Origin of the sequence: Actinoplanes sp. DH11 (genome assembly GCF_020873875.1) — a bacterium.
Lineage (GTDB): Bacteria > Actinomycetota > Actinomycetes > Mycobacteriales > Micromonosporaceae > Actinoplanes.
Genome location: NZ_JAHWGU010000014.1, coordinates 194,616 through 211,517, shown reverse-complemented (window position 1 = coordinate 211,517; position 16,902 = coordinate 194,616). Strand labels below are relative to the sequence as shown.

The following is a 16,902-nucleotide window of genomic DNA, read 5'->3' as shown; positions in this document are numbered from 1 at the left end:
CCCGCGCTGCCACGGTTGGGCGGGCCGGCATTTTCAGAAGGAGAGTTCAGCATGGCGCAAGGAACCGTGAAGTGGTTCAACGCAGACAAGGGCTTCGGCTTCATCACCGTCGACGGCGGGGGTGCTGACGTGTTCGTCCACTTCTCGGCCATCCAGACGAGCGGTTACCGCACTCTGGAGGAGAACCAGCGGGTGGAGTTCGAGATCGCCCAGGGCCAGAAGGGCCCGCAGGCGGAGCAGGTCCGCCCGCTCTGAACCTAGTGAGACTTATGCCGGTCGCCTGGCGGAGGCCGGCCTGACCAAGTGGCCCCGCAGCCTCGTGACGAGGATGCGGGGCCTCTTCTCGTTCCGGCGCGCGCCGGGCGTCAGACCGTTTCCGTGCCCTGCTTGCCGGCCGTCCGGCGGCGCATCCCGACGACCACGAGTGCCAGGCCGAGCACCGCCGTGACCCCGCCGGCGACCGCCCACAACAGCTGCCCGCTCATCAGCTGATCGGTCAGGTAGTCCAAGCCTTGAAGCGTCCACACCGCACCCAGCGCGAGCGCCAGCAGGCCGAGAGACATCGCAAGCCAGCCCTGCAATCGCGGTGTCCCGGTTTCATTGTTCACCATTTGTCGTGCACCTGGGGGCGAATCAACTCATCGTAGACTGCCGCGATCATTTCTCGGGTTTCCGGCGTGAGTGGCGCCAGTTCGGCGGCGGCCGCGTTGGCCCGTGCCTGTTCCGGGTTGCGGGCGCCCGGGATCACCACGGTCACGCCGGGCTGATCGACGATCCAGCGGATGGCGAATTGGGCCATCGTCGCGCCCTCCGGCACGAGCGGGCGCAGCCGGCGCACGGCTTCCAGGCCGACCTGGAAGTCGACACCGGAGAACGTCTCGCCGACGTCGAACGACTCGCCGTGCCGGTTGTAGTTGCGGTGGTCGTCCGCGGCGAACGTGGTGTTCTCGTCGTACCGCCCGGAGAGCATGCCGCTGGCGAGCGGGACGCGGGCGATGATGCCGACGCCGGCCTCGGCGGCCGCCGGCAGCACCCGCTCCAGCGGCTTGAGCCGGAACGCGTTGAGGATGATCTGCACGCTTGCCACGCCCGGGCGGGCGATCGCGGCGAGTGCCTCCTCGACCTTCTCGACGCTCACCCCGTACGCCGCGATGCGCTTCTCCTGCACCAGGGTGTCGAGCGAGTCGAAGACCTCGTCGCTGGAGAAGACCGGGGTCGGCGGGCAGTGCAGCTGCACCAGGTCCAGGGTGTCCACGCCGAGGTTGGCGCGTGACCGGTCGGTCCAGGCGCGGAAGTTGTCGAGGTGGTAGTTGGCCGGCTCCTGCGGCAGCCGGCGGCCCATCTTGGTGGCGACGGTGAGCCCGGGCTTGTCCTTCACGAACGAGCCGACGATCTGCTCGCTGCGGCCGTCGCCGTAGACGTCAGCGGTGTCGATGAACGTGACGCCCGCGTCGACGGCGGCCTGCAGGGTGGCGTGCGCGTCGGCCTCGCTCACCTGGCCCCAGTCGGCGCCGAGCTGCCAGGCACCCAGACCGACCACCGAGGCGGTCCGTCCCATCCTCCGAAAATCTCGTTTCTCCACGTCGAGACCCTACCGCCAAGCTGATAGCTTCAAACAAGACGTACGTACGGTTTAGATAATGCAGGAGGCGCACATGTGGGATCCCGCCGTCTACCGCCGCTTCGACGCCGAACGGTCCCGGCCGTTCTTCGACCTCACCGAGCGGATCGCGGCCGAGCGGCCCCGTGCCGTCACCGACCTCGGCTGCGGGACCGGCGACCTCACCCGCGCGCTCGCCGGACGCTGGCCCGGCGCCCGGGTGACCGGTCTGGACTCCTCGCCCGAGATGATCGCCAAAGCGGCCGCCGGTGACCGGAACACCGCGTTCGTGCTCGGGGACATCGCGCGCTGGCAACCGGACCCGGACACGGACGTCGTGGTCACCAACGCCGCCCTCCAATGGGTGCCCGAGCACCGCGACCTGTTGCCGGGCTGGTTCGCGGCGCTGCCCGCCGGGGCGTGGTTCGCCATGCAGGTGCCGGGCAACTTCGACAGCCCCGGCCATCGGGCGATCCGCGAGCTGGCCGCCGACCACGGCAAGGAGCTGCCGCACGACCCGGTGGACGACCCGGCCGGTTACGCGGAGGTGCTCACCGCGGCCGGTGGCGTGGTGGACGCCTGGGAGACCACGTACCTGCACCTGCTGCCGGCCGGCGGCCCGGACCACCCGGTGCTGCGCTGGCTGGAGGGTACCGCCCTGCGGCCGGTGCGCGCGGCCCTCGATGATGATCAGTGGGCCGGCTTCCGCAGCCGGCTGGCGGAACGGATCGCGGCGGACCATCCCGAGCGGCACGGGCTCGTGGCGTTCCCCTTCCGCCGTATCTTCGTGGTGGCACACAAGCCGGTGACACATCAGGACTGAGGAGAACCGTTGACCGACCTGACCGGATTCATCGCCGGACTGCCCAAGGCCGAACTGCACGTGCACCACGTCGGGTCCGCCTCACCCCGGATCGTCGCCGAACTCGCGGCGCGGCACGCCGGCAGCTCACCGGTGCCGGCCGATCCGGACCGGCTCGCGGAGTACTTCGAGTTCCGCGACTTCGCCCACTTCATCGAGGTCTACCTGAGCGTGGTCGACCTGATCCGCGACGCCGAGGACGTCCGGCTGCTGACCTACGAGATCGGCCGCGAACTCGGCCGCCAGCACGTGCGGTACGCGGAACTGACCGTCACGCCGTACTCCAGCGTGCGCCGCGGCATCCCCGCCGGCGCGTTCTGCGAGGCGATCGAGGACGCCCGCACCGGCGCGGCCCGCGACTTCGGTGTCCGGCTGAACTGGTGCTTCGACATCCCCGGCGAGGCCGGACTCGCCTCGGCCGAGGAGACGCTGCGGATCGCGCTCGACGAACGGCCCGACGGCCTGATCAGTTTCGGCCTCGGCGGACCGGAGATCGGGGTGCCGCGGCCGCAGTTCAAGCCGTACTTCGACGCCGCGCGCGCGGCCGGCCTGCACAGCGTCCCGCACGCCGGTGAGACCACCGGCCCGGAGACCGTCTGGGACGCGATCCGGTACCTGGGTGCCGAGCGGATCGGGCACGGCATCGCGGCGGCCCAGGACGAGCGGCTGATGGCCCACCTGGCGGAGAACGGCATCCCGCTGGAGGTCTGCCCGACCTCGAACCTGCGTACCCGTGCGGTCGCCTCCCTCGACGAGCACCCGATCGCGAAGCTGGTCGCCGCCGGGGTGCCGGTCAGCGTCAACTCCGACGACCCGCCGATGTTCGGCACCACGCTGGAACAGGAGTACGCGGCGGCCGCCCGGCTGCTCGGCCTGGACCTCGCCGGCGTCGCCGAACTGGCCCGCACCGCCGTCCGGCACAGCTTCCTGGACACCGCCGGGAAGTCCGCGCTGATCGCCGAGATCGACACCTACGCCAAGAACTACGGGTAGAGCGGGTCCTGCCAGCACGCCACCATGGTGGCCGTGCCGATCGTCAGGATCGCCAGCCAGCGCCACAGCCGTCGCCGCGTGAACCGGGCCGGATCCTCCTCCGGCTCGGTCCGCGGGCGGCTCACCACATCAGGCATCAGTCTCTCCCTCTCACAAGGTCCCGCCGGGGGGACGCTCAGTCGGGAACCGCCGTCCAGCTCTGGTGCCGCTGGCCGGTGTCCTGCTGCAGCACCAGCACCCGGTGCGCGCCGAAGCGCTGGGCGCCCACGCCGATCACCAGGTCACCGGTGGTGCTGCGTACCGTGAAGCCGTAGTCGGAGGCCTGCAGCGTCCAGCGGGCGCCGTCGGCGGCGTAGCAGTCGCCCTGCACCAGCGGGGCGCCCGGGACCGGCCGGCCGGCGAGGGCCACCGCGCACCGGTTGCTGGCCCGTGACACGAGCGAGTACGTCCCGTTCTCCGCGGGCACCAGCTGCCACTGCTGCTGTGCGCCGCCGTCCTGGCCGCCGAGGGTCACCGGGGTGCCGTCGGTCTCGCGGGCCGCGTACAGGTCGGCGGCGCCGCCGGTCAGCCCGTTGGTCAGCACGAACCAGGAGTTCTGCACGGGCCGGGCCGCCGGGGCGGTGACCGCGGTGCCCTTGGCGCGGTAGCCGAGCTTGCGGTTGCGCACCTCGACGACGTACTTGGCATCCGGCTTCAGGCCGATCAGCCGGGCACGGGTGGCCTTCGTGGTCGCCACCGGCTCGCCGCCCACCCATACCTGGTACTCCGCGTCGTCGGCAGCGGAACTCCAGGTGAGACGGACCGACGAACTGGTCGCCTCGCGGATCTCGAGGACCGCCTGGACACCGTCGTTCGTGGTGCCCGGCGACTCGGCCGGTGCGCCCTTCTCGGTGTCGGCGTCGCCCGGATCGGCCGCCGGCGCGCTGGGCGACGCGCTGCTCAGGTGCGCGACCTCCTCGATCGCCGGCTGCACGGGCGGCGCGGGCTGCTCGACCTCGACCGAGGCGCTCGGGTCGGGCTGCTGCGGCGCGGGGCTGCTCGGCGGGATGCTCTCCGAGACGCTCGGCTCCGGCGACGGGCTGACCGGCGCGGTGCTCGGCGACGGGCTCGGCGACACGCTCGGCGCCGGGCTGCTCGGCGCGGCCGGCCGCGGTGCCGGGGCGGACGGCGTGGCCGGTGCCGGCCGGACCGCGCCCGGCGCGTCCGGGATGTCGTCGCCGCCGTCGCTGCGCAGCAGGAAGTCGCTGAGCGCCACGTTCCAGTGGGTGTCCAGGTAACTGCCCGGCTTCGGGTCGGTGCTGAAGTAGTCGTCGTGCCCGCAGTCCAGCCGGATCTCGTGCTTCTTCTCGCAGAGCTGGCGCACCGCCTTGCCCGAGCGGTCCTCGCCGCAGAGCAGGTCGAAGTCGTCGGTGCAGCTGCCGGCGCCTGTCGAGTTCGGCGAGCCGAGCAGGACCGCGCCGAGGGTGTGCGTCAGCTCGTGCGCGGCCACCGCCGAACTCCAGCAGCCCGCGTCGACCCGTGCGTACGACGGCCCGCCGTTGTTCCGGTTGCCCCGCCCCGGCCGGGTGTCGGCGACGAACGACGAGATGCCGCAGTAGACGTTCGCGTCGGAGAAGATCAGGTATTTGCGGTCGGTGCGGTTGTAGCCCAGATCGCGCAGCGCCTCGATGCTGCTCGTGAAGGACCGCAGCGAGTCGTCCGGCAGTTGCACCTCGGCCACGTCGACGCGGCACTCGGGTGTCGTCACGTAGCGGATGTGGCGGGAGCCGCCGGTCTCCGCGGCGCTCGCGTCGTAGATCGCGTCGACACCGGCGGCCCAGGTCCGGAACGAGTTGAGGAACCTGCCGTACCGGCTGTCGGCCGAGGCCTCGTGCAGGTAGAGCAGCTGGACCCGCTTGCCGCTGCGGCCGTCGCCGGAACAGGCCACGTCGTCCGGGCCGAGGATGAAGTCGGCCTGGCCGGGCGCCGCGTCCGGGATCAGCGCCGGCGCGTCCGCGGTGAGCGCGCTGCCGCCCTCGTCCCGGGCGATCTCGGCGTCCGACGGCACGTCACCGGACTCGCGCCGGACCGCGGTCACCAGCCCCGGCGAACTCTCGGTCACCGGGGCCACGTCCCGGCGCACCGACAGGCCGGCCGGCGGTGTGTCCGGGCCGTGCGTGCAGGTCTGCTCGTAGAGCAGGTAGGCGCCGGCGCAGAGCGAGTCCTCGGCGGCCGCCTTGAGACCGCTGTAGACCAGGCCCTCCTCGGGCGCGTCGGCGGGCAGTGCGGAGAGGGCGAACCGGTCCACGTCGCTCTCCGGGCCGGTGCCGATCACGCTGGGACCGACCACGCCGCCGACGCCGAGCAGGGCCAGGCCGAGCGCTACCGGCAGGAGGCGGGAGGTGGCGGAGCGTGTCCGTCGGCGGTTGGTGTCGCCTGCCGCGCGACGTCGCCCCGGAGGCGACCCGCGGAACGCTGGCCGGCGATGCGCGGACACTGCGTCTCCTCGTCGAACAGAGTGGCGATGGGAGCGGATGGGTGCGGAGGGAAGATTGCCAGCCCGGCGGCCGGAGGGGAACGCTTTTAAAAGAGATATAAGCAAGCGCGGTGCCGTACGGGGGACCTGTCCGTCGTAGCCCTTGCTCATTCCCGTCCTCGCTGCCAGCGCCGCCGGACCGGATCCTTGTCCCGGACCGGGCGGCCACGCCCGACCAGACCGAACCGGCTCGGGGTCTTCGGTGTCGCGTCCGCGTCGGCGAGCAGCATGACCACGCTCGCCCCGCCCATCGCGGCCCGATCGAGGCTCACCGAGCCGCCGGTGGCCTGCGCCACTCTACGGGCGATGTCCAGGCCCAGGCCGGTGGACCCCTGGTTGCTCTGGCCGCGCCGCAACGCCTGCTCGGGGTCGGCGATGCCGGGGCCGGCGTCGTCCACCCGCAGCGCCACCCAGCCGTCCCGCCGGGAGAGCCCGACCTCGAACGCGGTGCCCTGCGGGGTGTAGCGGAACACGTTGCCGAGCACCGCGTCGAGCGCGGCGGCCAGCTCGGCGCGGGCCACCGGGACCGGGATCCGCAGGTGCGCGCCGACCACCCGGTACTGCCGGTCCTGGTCGCCGGCGAGCGCGGACCAGAACATCATCCGCTCGCGGACCACCTCGCTGGCGTCGCAGAGACCGTCCTCGGGCGCGGCGACCTGCGCCGCCACCGCCTGCCGGGTGGTGTTGATCAGCTGGTTGACCTCGTCCTCGAGCGTGGTGATGGCGGTACGGATCCGCCGGATGCCGCGGCGGCGGTCCAGTTCGGCGGGGGAGAAGTCGCCGATCTGGGTGTCGTCCGGGTCGAGGGCCTCGGCGTCCAGCCGCAGCGCGGTCAGCGGGGTGCGGAGCCGGTGCGACAGGTCGGCGACCAGTTCCCGTTCGTCGGTGCGGGAGGTGACCAGGCGGTCGGCCATCCGGTTGAACGCGTAGCCCGCCTCGGCCAGCTCGCGCGGCCCGGAGGGCTGGATGCGCACCCCCAGGTCGCCGTCGCCGACCGCGAGGGCCGCCTCCACCAGCTTGCGGGCCGAGCCGACCGCGCCGCGGGCCAGCCGGTCGGCCACCACGACCGAGCCGCCGACCAGGATCACGGCGAGGCCGAGCAGCAGCCACCAGTCGCGGGCGGTGTCCTTGTTCAGCTCCGAGTCCGGGACGAACGCCTCGATCACCGAGTGCTTGCCGCCGACGGCCACCGGCTGCAGCCGGACCACCCCGCCGTCGACGTCCTCGACGGTCGGTACCGGCACGGTCGCGGCCCGGTCGATCAGGGCGCCGCCGGCGTGCCCGCCGGGGGCCGGCGCGATGCCCGGGGTGTGCACCACGGTCCCGCCGCCGGCCGCGCGCAACGCCGCGGCGACACCTTTCTGGTTCGCGCCGGCGGTGATGGCGCCGGCCACCGTCGCGGTGCGCTGGGCAGCCGCGGCCAGGGCGGCGTCCCGGTGGTCGTTGCGCAGGCCCCAGCCGAGCGGTACGAGGAAGACGAGCGCGGCGACGGCGGTGGTGGCGGCGGTGATGTACGCCAGCCGCAACCTCAGTCCGGCGCCACCAACCGGAATCCGACCCCCCGCACGGTGCGCAGGAAGCGGGGCTTCGCCGCGGACTCGCCCAGTTTCCGGCGAAGCCAGTACAAATGCACGTCGATGGTCTGGTCCTCGCCGACCGATGGCTGTCGCCATACCTCCTCCAGCAGCTCACGGCGGGACACCACCCGGCCCGGACGGGCGGCGAGGTACGCCAGAAGATCGAATTCCTTGCGGGTCAGTGCCAGCGGCTGGTCGCCGAGGGCGGCGCTGCGCTCGCCGACGTCCACCCGCAGCTCGCCCACCTCGTAGACGGCCGGTTGCGCGGTCCGGCTGGCCCGGCCCACCCGCCGCAGCACGGTGGCGATCCGGGCGTCCAGGTGGGCGCCGGTGAACGGCTTGACCATGTAGTCGTCGGCGCCCGCGCGAAGCAGTCGCACGACGGTCTGCTCGTCGTCGCGTGCGGTGGCGATGATGATCGGCACATCGGTGATCCCGCGCAGCATGCGCAGCGCGTCGGAGCCGTCCAGGTCGGGCAGTCCGAGATCCAGCACGACGAGGTCGGGAGTCTCCGCCGCCACCCGCCGCAGCGCCTCCAGCGCCGTGCCGACGGCGTGCACGGCATGCCCCCGGTCGGCGAGCGATCGGAGCATGGCGCCACGCACGACATGATCGTCTTCGACGAGCAACACCGTGGCCATGCGAAGACCGTAGCGTCCCTGGCAAGGAGAACCTAAAGGGTGATCCAACGAGAGGCTTTGATGACTCTCAGTGACAGGATACGATCCGAAGCGCTGATGTCATTCACCCTTTTCCCCGGTACGCGACTCGCGCTGGCGTCCGACAGCCTCGCCGGTCTCAGCGTCGGCGACGCCCTCGGCGCCCAGTACTTCGTGCCCGGCAACTCCCCGCCCGACCTCGTCGCAGGCCGCCTGCCCGGGCCGCCCTGGCAGTGGACCGACGACACCGAGCAGGCGTGCTGCCTGGTGGCGACGCTCGACGAGGGCGACTTCGACCGCGACGCCTTCGCCGACCGGCTCGGCCGGCTGCACGACCCCTACCGGGGGTACGGCCCGGGCGCCGTCGTCATGCTGCGCCAGATCCGCGACGGCCTGCCCTGGCCGATCGCCGCGGCCGCCGCGTTCGACGGAGCCGGTTCGTGCGGCAACGGTGCGGCGATGCGCGCCGCGCCGCTGGGTGCGTGGCATGCGGACTCGCTCGCGCATGCGGCGGCCCAGGGCGTACGGGCGGCCGAGGTCACCCACTCGCACCCGGAGGGGGTCGCCGGCGGCGTGGCCGTGACGGTGGCCGCCTCGGTCGCCGCCGCGGCCCGGCTGGACGGCCACCGGCCGGAACCGGAGCAGTTCCTGCGGGCGGTGGCCGCGCACACCCCGGCCGGCTCGGTCCGGGACGGCCTGGCCGTGGCGGCCGCGGTCCACCGGGCCGACGAGGCGGCGTACCGGCTGGGCACCGGCGCGCGGGCGCTGGCCCAGGACACCGTGCCGTTCGCGCTCTGGGCGGCCGCACACCACCTCGGCGACTACCCGGCCGCCGTGGTCGCGTGCGTCGTCGCGGGTGGCGACGTGGACACCACGGCCGCGATCGCCGGTGGCGTGGTGGCCGCGCACACCGGCCGCGACGGCATCCCGGCGGCGTGGCTGTCGGCCCGGGAGGCGCTGCCGGCCTGGCTCACCGCGGCTGGGGACGAGTGAATCGCCGGGGCGGATGCGCGAAAATCGCTGGCCGCGCCGCCCGGGGCATGGGAAAACGGGACGGATAGCATCGTGGACGGCCCGGATCCGCCCGGGCGTCGCCGTGACGAATGGAGAACAACCGTGTCTGCACCCCGTAACCCCGCTGTGGCCGACCCGCTAGTCGTCCCGGCCGGGACTACGGCGGCCGACGCGGTGGCCGCCGCCGGCCTGCCGGCACACGGGCCCAAAGCGGTGGTGGTCGTGCGCGACGCCGACGGCCGGCTGCGTGACCTCGACTGGGCGCCGGACGCCGACGCCGAGGTGACCCCGGTGGCTATCGACTCCCCGGACGGCCTCGACGTGCTGCGCCACTCGGCCGCGCACGTGCTCGCCCAGGCCGTGCAGGACATCTTCCCGGAGGCGAAACTCGGCATCGGCCCGCCGATCCGGGACGGGTTCTACTACGACTTCGACGTGGCGAAGCCGTTCCAGCCGGAAGATCTCGGCAAGCTCGAGAAGCGGATGCAGGAGATCGTCAAGGCGGGACAAACCTTCCGCCGCCGGGAGTACGCGTCGCTCGACGAGGCGAAGGCGGAGCTGAAGGACGAGCCGTTCAAGCTGGAGCTCGTCGACATCAAGGGTGACGTCGACGAGGAGGCCAAGGCCGTCGGTGCCGGCGAGCTCACCCACTACGACAACCTCGGCAAGGACGGCGAGCGCGTCTGGGGCGACCTCTGCCGCGGCCCGCACCTGCCGTCGACCCGGCTGATCCCGGCGTTCAAGCTGATGCGGTCGGCCGCCGCCTACTGGCGCGGGTCGGAGAAGAACCCGCAGCTCCAGCGGATCTACGGGACCGCGTGGCCGTCGCGGGACGAGCTGAAGGCGTACCTCAACCGTCTTGCCGAGGCCGAGCGCCGCGACCACCGCAAGCTCGGCACCGAGCTGGACCTCTTCTCCTTCCCCGACGAGATCGGTTCCGGTCTCGTGGTCTTCCACCCGAAGGGTGGGGTGATCAAGCGGGAGATGGAGGACTACGTCCGGGCCCGGCACATCGAGGAGGGCTTCCAGTACGTCGGCACCCCGCACATCAGCAAGGAAGGGCTGTTCCACACCTCGGGGCACCTGCCCTACTACGCGGACACCATGTTCCCGCCGAGCGAGCTCGAGGGCGCGAAGTACTACCTCAAGGCGATGAACTGCCCGATGCACAACCTGATCTTCAGGTCGCGCGGGCGGTCCTACCGTGAGCTGCCGATGCGGTTGTTCGAGTTCGGCTCGGTGTACCGCTACGAGAAGTCCGGTGTGGTGCACGGCCTCACCCGGGTGCGCGGCCTGACCCAGGACGACTCGCACTCGTACGTGACCGCCGAGCAGGCGCCGGGCGAGATCAAGCACCTGCTGAACTTCGTGCTGTCGCTGCTGCGCGACTTCGGCCTGGACGACTACTACCTGGAGCTGTCCACCCGCGACCCGAAGAGCGACAAGTTCATCGGCTCGGACGAGCAGTGGGAGAAGGCCACCAAGGTCCTCGAGGACGTGGCCGTCGAGTCCGGCCTCGAACTGGTGCTCGACCCGGGTGGCGCGGCGTTCTACGGCCCGAAGATCAGTGTCCAGGCGCGGGACGCGATCGGCCGGACCTGGCAGATGTCGACCATCCAGTACGACTTCAACCAGCCGGCCCGCTTCGGCCTGGAGTTTCAGGCGGCCGACGGCTCCCGCCAGGAGCCCGTCATGATCCACTCGGCGAAGTTCGGCTCGATCGAGCGGTTCTTCGGCGTCCTGGTCGAGCACTACGCGGGCGCCTTCCCGGCCTGGCTCGCGCCGGTGCAGGTGGTCGGCATCCCGATCCGTGACGACCACGCCGCGTACCTGGAGGAGTTCGTCGCCCGGCTGCGCAAGGAAGGCATCCGCGCCGAGGTGGATCACTCGACCGACCGGATGCAGAAGAAGATCCGGACCGCTCAGCAGCAGAAGATCCCGTTCATGGCGATCGCCGGCGACGACGACGTGAACGGCGGGACCGTCTCGTTCCGGTACCGGGACGGGTCGCAGCGCAACGGCGTCTCGATCGAGGAGGCCGTCGCGCACGTGGCCGAGGTGGTCCGCTCGCGCACCAACAGCGGGCCGTCCGCGGTCTGACGGTGGATCTCGGGGCTGTCCTGCCCGGCGCGGGACAGCCCTAAGATTCGATACGTGGACGATGGCCTCGAGCGGCTCTGGGCGCCGCACCGCTTGGTGTACATGACCGGTGCCGACCGGCCGGACGGCTGCGCGTTCTGCCTGGCGCCGGGACTGCCCGAGGCGCAGACGCTGGTGGTGGCGCGGGGGGAGCTCGTCTACGCGGTGCTCAACCTGTACCCGTATAACTCCGGCCACCTGCTGGTCTGCCCGTACCGGCACGTCGCCGACTACACCGACCTCACCGACGACGAGACGGCCGAGGTGGCGGCGTTCACCCGGACCGCGATGCGGGTGATCCGGGCGGTCAGCAGCCCGCACGGCTTCAACATCGGGATGAACCAGGGCTCGATCGCCGGCGCCGGGATCGCCGCCCACCTGCACCAGCACGTGGTGCCGCGGTGGGGCGGCGACGCCAACTTCATGCCGGTGATCGGCCAGACCAGGGTGATGCCCCAGCTGCTGGCCGACACGCGGGATCTGCTCGCGAAGGCGTGGCCCGCCGGCTGAGCGCCGTTACCTGGCGTGCTCCTTGCGGGTGGCGTCGGCCAGGTGCGCCGGCATCGGCTCGTGGCGGATGTACCGGCGGGTGAACGTGCCCGTCCCCGAGGTGAGGGCGCGCAGCTCCACGGCGTACCGGACCAGTTCGGTCGCCGGCACCTCGGCGCGCACGTGGCTCGCCTCGCCGTCGGACTCGCTGCCCAGCGGGCGTCCGCGCCGGCCGGAGAGGTCGCTCATCACCGCGCCGACATAGCTCTCCGGCACCTTCACGATCACCTCGTCGACCGGCTCCAGCAGGGCCAGCTGGCCGCTCTCCGCCGCGGCGCGCAGGGCGAGGGCGCCGGCCGTCTGGAAGGCCGCGTCCGACGAGTCGACGCTGTGCGCCTTGCCGTCGTAGAGGGTGACCTTCAGGTCCACCACCGGGTAACCGGCGACCAGGCCCTTCTCCAGCTGGGCGCGGACACCCTTCTCCACCGAGGGGATGTAGTTGTGCGGCACCGAGCCGCCGACCACCTTGTCGACGAACTGGAAGCCCTCGCCGCGGGGCAGTGGCTGCACCTCGATGTCGCAGACCGCGTACTGGCCGTGGCCGCCGGACTGCTTGACGTGCCGGCCGTGACCTTTCGCACCGGCCGTGAACGTCTCCCGCAACGCCACCTTGACCGGCTCGGTGTCCAGCTCGACACCGCCCGCGCGGAGCCGGTCGAGGACCACGTCCGCGTGCGACTCGCCCATCGTCCAGAGCACCAGCTGATGGGTCTCCGGGTTGCGCTCCAGCCGCAGGGTCGGGTCACCGGCCACCAGCCGGGCCAGGTTCTTGGCCAGGGCGTCCTCGTCGGAGCGGGTCTTCGCGACCACCGCTATCGGCAGCAGCGGCTCGGGCATCGACCACGGCTCCATCAGCAGCGGGTCGTCCTTGCCGGAGAGCGTGTCGCCGGTCTCCGCACTGCCCGACTTGGTGATCGCGCACAGGTCACCGGCGATGCAGTACGGCACCTCGCGGAGCTGGGCGCCGAGCGGGACGTAGACGTGCGCCACCCGCTCGTCGGCGTCGTGGTCCGGGTGCCCGCGACCGGCCATCCCGTGCCCGGAGACGTGTAGCGTCTGGTCCGGCCGCAGGGTGCCGGAGAAGACCCGGACCAGCGAGACCCGGCCGACGTGCCGGTCGATCGTGGTCCGCACCACCTCGGCGACGAGCGGGCCGTCCGGGTCGCAGGTCAGCGGCTCGCGAGGGGAGCCGTCCACACCGGTCACCACCGGCAGCTCGTGCTCCAGTGGCGAGGGGGCGCCGCCGACCAGGCCGTCGAGCAGCGCGTCCAGGCCGACGCCGGTGCCGGCGCAGACCGGGATCACCGGGTAGAAGTTGCCGCGCGCGACGGCCTTCTCCAGGTCCGGGACGAGCGCCTCGGTGCTGATCAGTTCGCCGGCCACGTACCGGTCCATCAGGGTCTCGTCCTCGCTCTCCGCGATGATCCCCTCGATGAGCGCGTTCCGGTCGTCGGCGATCGGGTTCAGGTGCTCCCGCTCGGCCTCGCCGGCGCGCGGCGGGTAACCCTGCGAGTAGTCCAGCACCCGGAGCGTGACCAGCCCGAGCAGCCCCACGATCGACTGGCCGTCGTCGCCGAGCATCGGCTGGTAGATCGGCATCACGTTGTCACCGAACGCGTCCTGGCAGTCCCCGAGCGCCTGCTCGTAGTCGGCGCGCGGATGGTCCAGCCGGGTGATCGCCACAGCCCGGGGCATGCCGACCGCGGCGCACTCCTCCCAGAGCGCCACGGTGGACTCGTCCACGCCGTCGACCGCCGAGACCACGAAGAGTGCCGCGTCCGCGGCCCGCAGGCCGGCCCGCAGCTCGCCGACGAAATCGGCGTAGCCCGGGGTGTCGATCAGGTTGATCTTCACTCCGTCGTGCATCAGGGGCGCACAGGCCAGCGCCACCGAACGCTGCTGCCGTACCGCCGCCGCGTCGTGGTCGGTCACCGTGGTGCCGTCCGCCACCGAACCGGCCCGCGGGATCGTGCCGGTCGCCGCGAGCAGCGCCTCGACCAGCGTCGTCTTCCCCGAACCGGAGTGGCCCACCAGCACCACGTTGCGAACTCTGCCGGGTTCTGTCACCACCGGCGCGGTGGCGCCGGTGAGTCCCTTCTCCGAAGTCTTCTGCGCCATGCCGAGCGCTCCCGTCGTTTCCAGTCTTGTCACGCCGCTGTTCCCTGAATCCCACACCTCGGGCGATATTGGTCGCAAGGACCACTGTTCGCCGATGGTGACGATCCGGCCAACGCGGGGGCGAGCCGTACCACCGCTGCTCGCGCGCCGATATGGTGGGACGGCCATGGCAAAGATCGTTCAAACAACGGCCCGTGCCGCCGTCGCGTACGGCGTCAACCCGGTCGCCCGCTTCCTGCTCCGGATCGGTGTCACGCCCAACGCGGTCACCGTCGCCGGAACCGTCGGCGTGCTGATCGGTTCCTACTTCGGCTCACAGGGACACCTTTTCTGGGGCACTGTGATCGTAACCGCCTTCGCGCTCACCGACGCGCTCGACGGCACAATGGCCCGCATGCGGGGCGGAACCGGAAAATTCGGCGCCCTGCTCGACTCCTCCATGGACCGCCTCGCCGACGGTGCGGTCTTCGGGGCGGTCGCCTACTACCTCGCCACCGAGCGGAACTACTGGGGCGTCGTCGCCGCCCTGATCGCCCTGGTGGCCGGTCAGGTCGTCTCCTACGTCAAAGCGCGCGCCCAGAGCCTCGGGCTGAACGCCGACGTCGGGATCGCCGAGCGGCTCGAACGGCTCCTCATCGTCGGTGCCGGCGGTCTGCTCGGCGCCGCGGACCAGGACTGGGGGCTGCCGGCCGCGCTCTGGGTGCTCGCCGCGCTGTCGCTGTTCACCGTGTTCCAGCGGCTGGTCTCGGCGGCCCGCTCCGATGCCGCCAACGTCGCCGGGGGTTCCGGCGGATCCGGCCTGTCCGGCGGCCCCGACGTGAAGGCGCCGGCCGAGTGAAGGACCGGCTTACCGAGCTCGGCTACGCGGCCGGCTGGCGGGTCGTCCGGGCGCTGCCCGAAGGACTCGCCCGGACCCTGTTCACCACCGCCGCCGACCGGGCCTACCGGGCGAACGGCCGGGGCACCCAGCGGCTGCGGGCCAACCTGCGGCAGGTGGCCGGCCCCGACATGCCGGACACGCTGGTGCGGGACGGCCTGCGGTCGTACGCCAGGTACTGGATGGAGGCGTTCCGGCTCACGTCGCGGACCCGTCAGCAGCACCTGGACGGTTTCTTCATGGAACCCGACAGCTACCGGACCCTGAAGAAGCTGGTCGAGGAGCGCACCGGTGTGGTCCTGGCGCTGCCGCACGTGGCTAACTGGGACGCGGCGGCCGCCTGGGTGACCGCCCACGAGTGGCAGATGATCACGGTGGCCGAGCGGCTCAAGCCCGAGTCGGTCTACAAGCAGTTCCTGGCGTACCGCGAGGCGATCGGCATGCGGGTGCTGCCGCTCACCGGCGGCGACCGGCCCCCGCTCGACGTGCTCGGTGAACACCTCCAGCAGGGCTGGGTGGTGCCGCTGCTCGCCGACCGGGACCTGACCCGGGCCGGGGTCGAGGTGGAGTTCTTCGGCGGGCGTACCAGGATGCCCGCCGGACCGGCCATCCTGGCCATCCGCACCGGTGCGCCGCTCTTCGCGGTGGACATGTGGTACTCCGCGAACCGGGTCGAGGCCCGGCTGCGCCCGATCACCCCACCCGCGGACGGGCCGCTCGACGAGCGGGTCAAGCGCACCACGCAGCAGGTCGCCGACGCGTTCGCGGAGGGCATCGCCGAGCACCCGCAGGACTGGCACATGCTCCAGAAGCTCTGGCTCTAGGAGGACGCCGTGCGGATCGGGATCGTCTCGCCCTACTCGTTCGACATCCCGGGCGGTGTGCAGAACCACATCATGGACCTCGCCGAGGCGCTGATCGAGCTCGGTCACGAGGTGAGTGTGCTCGCGCCGGCGGACGACGACGCCGAACTGCCGGCCTACGTCGTGCCGGCGGGGCGGGCGGTGCCGTTGCCGTACAACGGCTCCGTCGCCCGCATCGCCTTCGGCCCGGTCTCCACCGCGCGGGTGCGGCGCTGGCTGACCCGCGGCGAGTTCGACGTGCTGCACGTGCACGAGCCGCTGTCGCCGAGCCTGTCGTTCCTGGCGGTGCTCTCCGCGCGGGGGCCGGTGGTCGCCACGTTCCACACCGCGATGACCCGGTCCCGGGCGCTCGCCGGCCTGCAGAGCTTCCTCCAGCCGGTGATCGAGAAGATCACCGCCCGGATCGCGGTGAGCGAGCTGGCCCGCAAGGTCCAGGTGGAGCATCTCGGCGGTGGTGCCGTGGAGATCCCCAACGGGGTGGCGGTGCGCAAGTTCGCCGCCGCGCCGCCGTTGCCGGGCTGGCCGGGGGAGGGCGGGGCGCTCGGTTTCCTGGGCCGGTTCACCGAGCCGCGCAAGGGGTTCCCGCTGCTGCGGTCGGCGTTCGTGACCCTGGCTCCGTCGCGGCCGGGGTTGCGGCTGCTGGTGGCGGGGCCGGGGGATCGCGACGAGCTGTACGCCGACATTCCGGACTTTTTGCACGACCGGGTGACTTTTCTGGGTCTGGTGTCCGAGCCGGACAAGGCGCGGATGCTCCGCAGCGTCGACGTCTACGTGGCCCCGAACACCGGCGGCGAGAGCTTCGGCATGATCCTCACCGAGGCGATGGCGGCCGGCGCGGCGATCGCGGCCAGCGACCTCGACGCGTTCCGGCGGGTCCTCGACGGCGGCCGGGCCGGCGCATTGTTCCCGAACGGTGACGCGGACGCGCTCACCGAACTGCTCGGTGACCTGCTGGACGACCCCCGGCGACGGGCTGACCTGGCCTCCTGCGCCCGTACCGTGGTCGCGACGTTCGACTGGCCGAGCGTGGCCAACCGGGTCCTCGAGGTCTACGCGACCGCGATCGAGGCCACCGACGGGCGCGTCTTCGGCGACGAGTGGTCGTGACCGACGTCCCACGAGGAACTGTCCGACAC

The 16,902-nt window shown here is 72.0% G+C and carries 16 protein-coding genes; 9 read left to right on the top strand and 7 right to left on the bottom strand.

Features of this window, described 5'->3' with window-relative positions; genetic code table 11:
• The first annotated feature begins 51 nt into the window (after positions 1 to 51).
• Positions 52 to 255 carry a cold-shock protein gene (locus LPA41_RS21850; protein WP_011905669.1) on the top strand — a complete coding sequence of 68 codons (204 nt, stop codon included), beginning with the start codon at positions 52 to 54 and terminating at the stop codon, positions 253 to 255.
• Positions 256 to 365: 110 nt separating this feature from the next.
• On the opposite strand, the gene LPA41_RS21845 is transcribed toward LPA41_RS21850, so the two are convergent.
• Together LPA41_RS21845 and LPA41_RS21840 are read right to left on the bottom strand one after the other, a co-directional pair.
• Positions 366 to 611: a hypothetical protein gene (locus tag LPA41_RS21845; protein ID WP_229072514.1), complete on the bottom strand. Its 246-nt coding sequence runs from the start codon at positions 609 to 611 to the stop codon at positions 366 to 368.
• Positions 605 to 1,582, bottom strand: a complete 978-nt coding sequence (locus LPA41_RS21840) for an aldo/keto reductase (RefSeq protein WP_229072513.1) — start codon at positions 1,580 to 1,582, stop codon at positions 605 to 607. Before LPA41_RS21840 ends, LPA41_RS21845 begins: the two co-directional genes overlap by 7 nt.
• A 73-nt stretch (positions 1,583 to 1,655) precedes the next feature.
• On the opposite strand from LPA41_RS21840, the gene LPA41_RS21835 reads away from it, so the two are divergent.
• Together LPA41_RS21835 and LPA41_RS21830 are read left to right on the top strand one after the other, a co-directional pair.
• Positions 1,656 to 2,423: a methyltransferase domain-containing protein gene (locus LPA41_RS21835; protein ID WP_229072552.1), complete on the top strand. Its 768-nt coding sequence runs from the start codon at positions 1,656 to 1,658 to the stop codon at positions 2,421 to 2,423.
• Between the two features lie 9 nt (positions 2,424 to 2,432).
• Positions 2,433 to 3,455 (top strand): adenosine deaminase, encoded by a 1,023-nt coding sequence (locus LPA41_RS21830; RefSeq protein ID WP_229072512.1) that lies wholly within the window; start codon positions 2,433 to 2,435, stop codon positions 3,453 to 3,455.
• Here LPA41_RS21830 and LPA41_RS21825 read toward each other — a convergent pair.
• The 4 genes from LPA41_RS21825 to LPA41_RS21810 form a co-directional block, all read right to left on the bottom strand.
• Positions 3,446 to 3,592 (bottom strand): hypothetical protein, encoded by a 147-nt coding sequence (locus tag LPA41_RS21825; protein WP_229072511.1) that lies wholly within the window; start codon positions 3,590 to 3,592, stop codon positions 3,446 to 3,448. The two genes, LPA41_RS21830 and LPA41_RS21825, sit on opposite strands and share 10 nt — an antisense overlap.
• A gap of 38 nt (positions 3,593 to 3,630) precedes the next feature.
• Positions 3,631 to 5,931 (bottom strand): RICIN domain-containing protein, encoded by a 2,301-nt coding sequence (locus LPA41_RS21820; protein WP_229072510.1) that lies wholly within the window; start codon positions 5,929 to 5,931, stop codon positions 3,631 to 3,633.
• A gap of 146 nt (positions 5,932 to 6,077) precedes the next feature.
• Positions 6,078 to 7,496, bottom strand: coding sequence for a HAMP domain-containing sensor histidine kinase (locus LPA41_RS21815; protein WP_229072509.1), 1,419 nt, complete (start codon positions 7,494 to 7,496; stop codon positions 6,078 to 6,080).
• Between the two features lie 2 nt (positions 7,497 to 7,498).
• Entirely contained in the window at positions 7,499 to 8,188 is a 690-nt protein-coding gene (locus tag LPA41_RS21810; RefSeq protein WP_229072508.1) for a response regulator transcription factor, read from the bottom strand.
• Between the two features lie 96 nt (positions 8,189 to 8,284).
• On the opposite strand from LPA41_RS21810, the gene LPA41_RS21805 reads away from it, so the two are divergent.
• The 3 genes from LPA41_RS21805 (at position 8,285) to LPA41_RS21795 (ending at position 11,869) form a co-directional block, all read left to right on the top strand.
• A complete protein-coding gene (locus LPA41_RS21805) occupies positions 8,285 to 9,199 on the top strand; it encodes an ADP-ribosylglycohydrolase family protein (protein WP_229072507.1) in 915 nt (304 codons plus the stop codon).
• A gap of 123 nt (positions 9,200 to 9,322) precedes the next feature.
• Entirely contained in the window at positions 9,323 to 11,320 is a 1,998-nt protein-coding gene (thrS, locus tag LPA41_RS21800; RefSeq protein ID WP_229072506.1) for a threonine--tRNA ligase, read from the top strand.
• A gap of 54 nt (positions 11,321 to 11,374) precedes the next feature.
• Entirely contained in the window at positions 11,375 to 11,869 is a 495-nt protein-coding gene (locus tag LPA41_RS21795; RefSeq protein WP_308036594.1) for an HIT domain-containing protein, read from the top strand.
• A gap of 6 nt (positions 11,870 to 11,875) precedes the next feature.
• Here LPA41_RS21795 and LPA41_RS21790 read toward each other — a convergent pair whose 3' ends face one another.
• Positions 11,876 to 14,026, bottom strand: a complete 2,151-nt coding sequence (locus LPA41_RS21790) for an elongation factor G-like protein EF-G2 (RefSeq protein WP_229072550.1) — start codon at positions 14,024 to 14,026, stop codon at positions 11,876 to 11,878.
• A gap of 166 nt (positions 14,027 to 14,192) precedes the next feature.
• Here LPA41_RS21790 and pgsA point away from each other — a divergent pair, with 166 nt between their 5' ends.
• Genes pgsA through LPA41_RS21775 form a run of 3 tightly spaced genes read left to right on the top strand, consistent with a single transcriptional unit; the run spans position 14,193 to position 16,873 of the window.
• Positions 14,193 to 14,864, top strand: coding sequence for a phosphatidylinositol phosphate synthase (gene pgsA / locus LPA41_RS21785; protein ID WP_229072505.1), 672 nt, complete (start codon positions 14,193 to 14,195; stop codon positions 14,862 to 14,864).
• Complete coding sequence (locus LPA41_RS21780; RefSeq protein ID WP_229072504.1) at positions 14,861 to 15,727, top strand: phosphatidylinositol mannoside acyltransferase; 867 nt, start codon at positions 14,861 to 14,863, stop codon at positions 15,725 to 15,727. Before pgsA ends, LPA41_RS21780 begins: the two co-directional genes overlap by 4 nt.
• A 9-nt stretch (positions 15,728 to 15,736) precedes the next feature.
• Positions 15,737 to 16,873 (top strand): glycosyltransferase family 4 protein, encoded by a 1,137-nt coding sequence (locus tag LPA41_RS21775; protein ID WP_229072503.1) that lies wholly within the window; start codon positions 15,737 to 15,739, stop codon positions 16,871 to 16,873.
• Positions 16,874 to 16,902: the final 29 nt, after the last annotated feature.

Coding starts and splice junctions, on each gene's coding strand:
- LPA41_RS21850 (WP_011905669.1), top strand. CDS start 52: ATGGCGCAAGGAACCGTGAAGTGGTTCAACGCAGACAAGGGCTTCGGC.
- LPA41_RS21845 (WP_229072514.1), bottom strand. CDS start 611: ATGGTGAACAATGAAACCGGGACACCGCGATTGCAGGGCTGGCTTGCG.
- LPA41_RS21835 (WP_229072552.1), top strand. CDS start 1,656: ATGTGGGATCCCGCCGTCTACCGCCGCTTCGACGCCGAACGGTCCCGG.
- LPA41_RS21825 (WP_229072511.1), bottom strand. CDS start 3,592: ATGCCTGATGTGGTGAGCCGCCCGCGGACCGAGCCGGAGGAGGATCCG.
- LPA41_RS21810 (WP_229072508.1), bottom strand. CDS start 8,188: ATGGCCACGGTGTTGCTCGTCGAAGACGATCATGTCGTGCGTGGCGCC.
- LPA41_RS21805 (WP_229072507.1), top strand. CDS start 8,285: ATGTCATTCACCCTTTTCCCCGGTACGCGACTCGCGCTGGCGTCCGAC.
- LPA41_RS21790 (WP_229072550.1), bottom strand. CDS start 14,026: ATGGCGCAGAAGACTTCGGAGAAGGGACTCACCGGCGCCACCGCGCCG.
- pgsA (WP_229072505.1), top strand. CDS start 14,193: ATGGCAAAGATCGTTCAAACAACGGCCCGTGCCGCCGTCGCGTACGGC.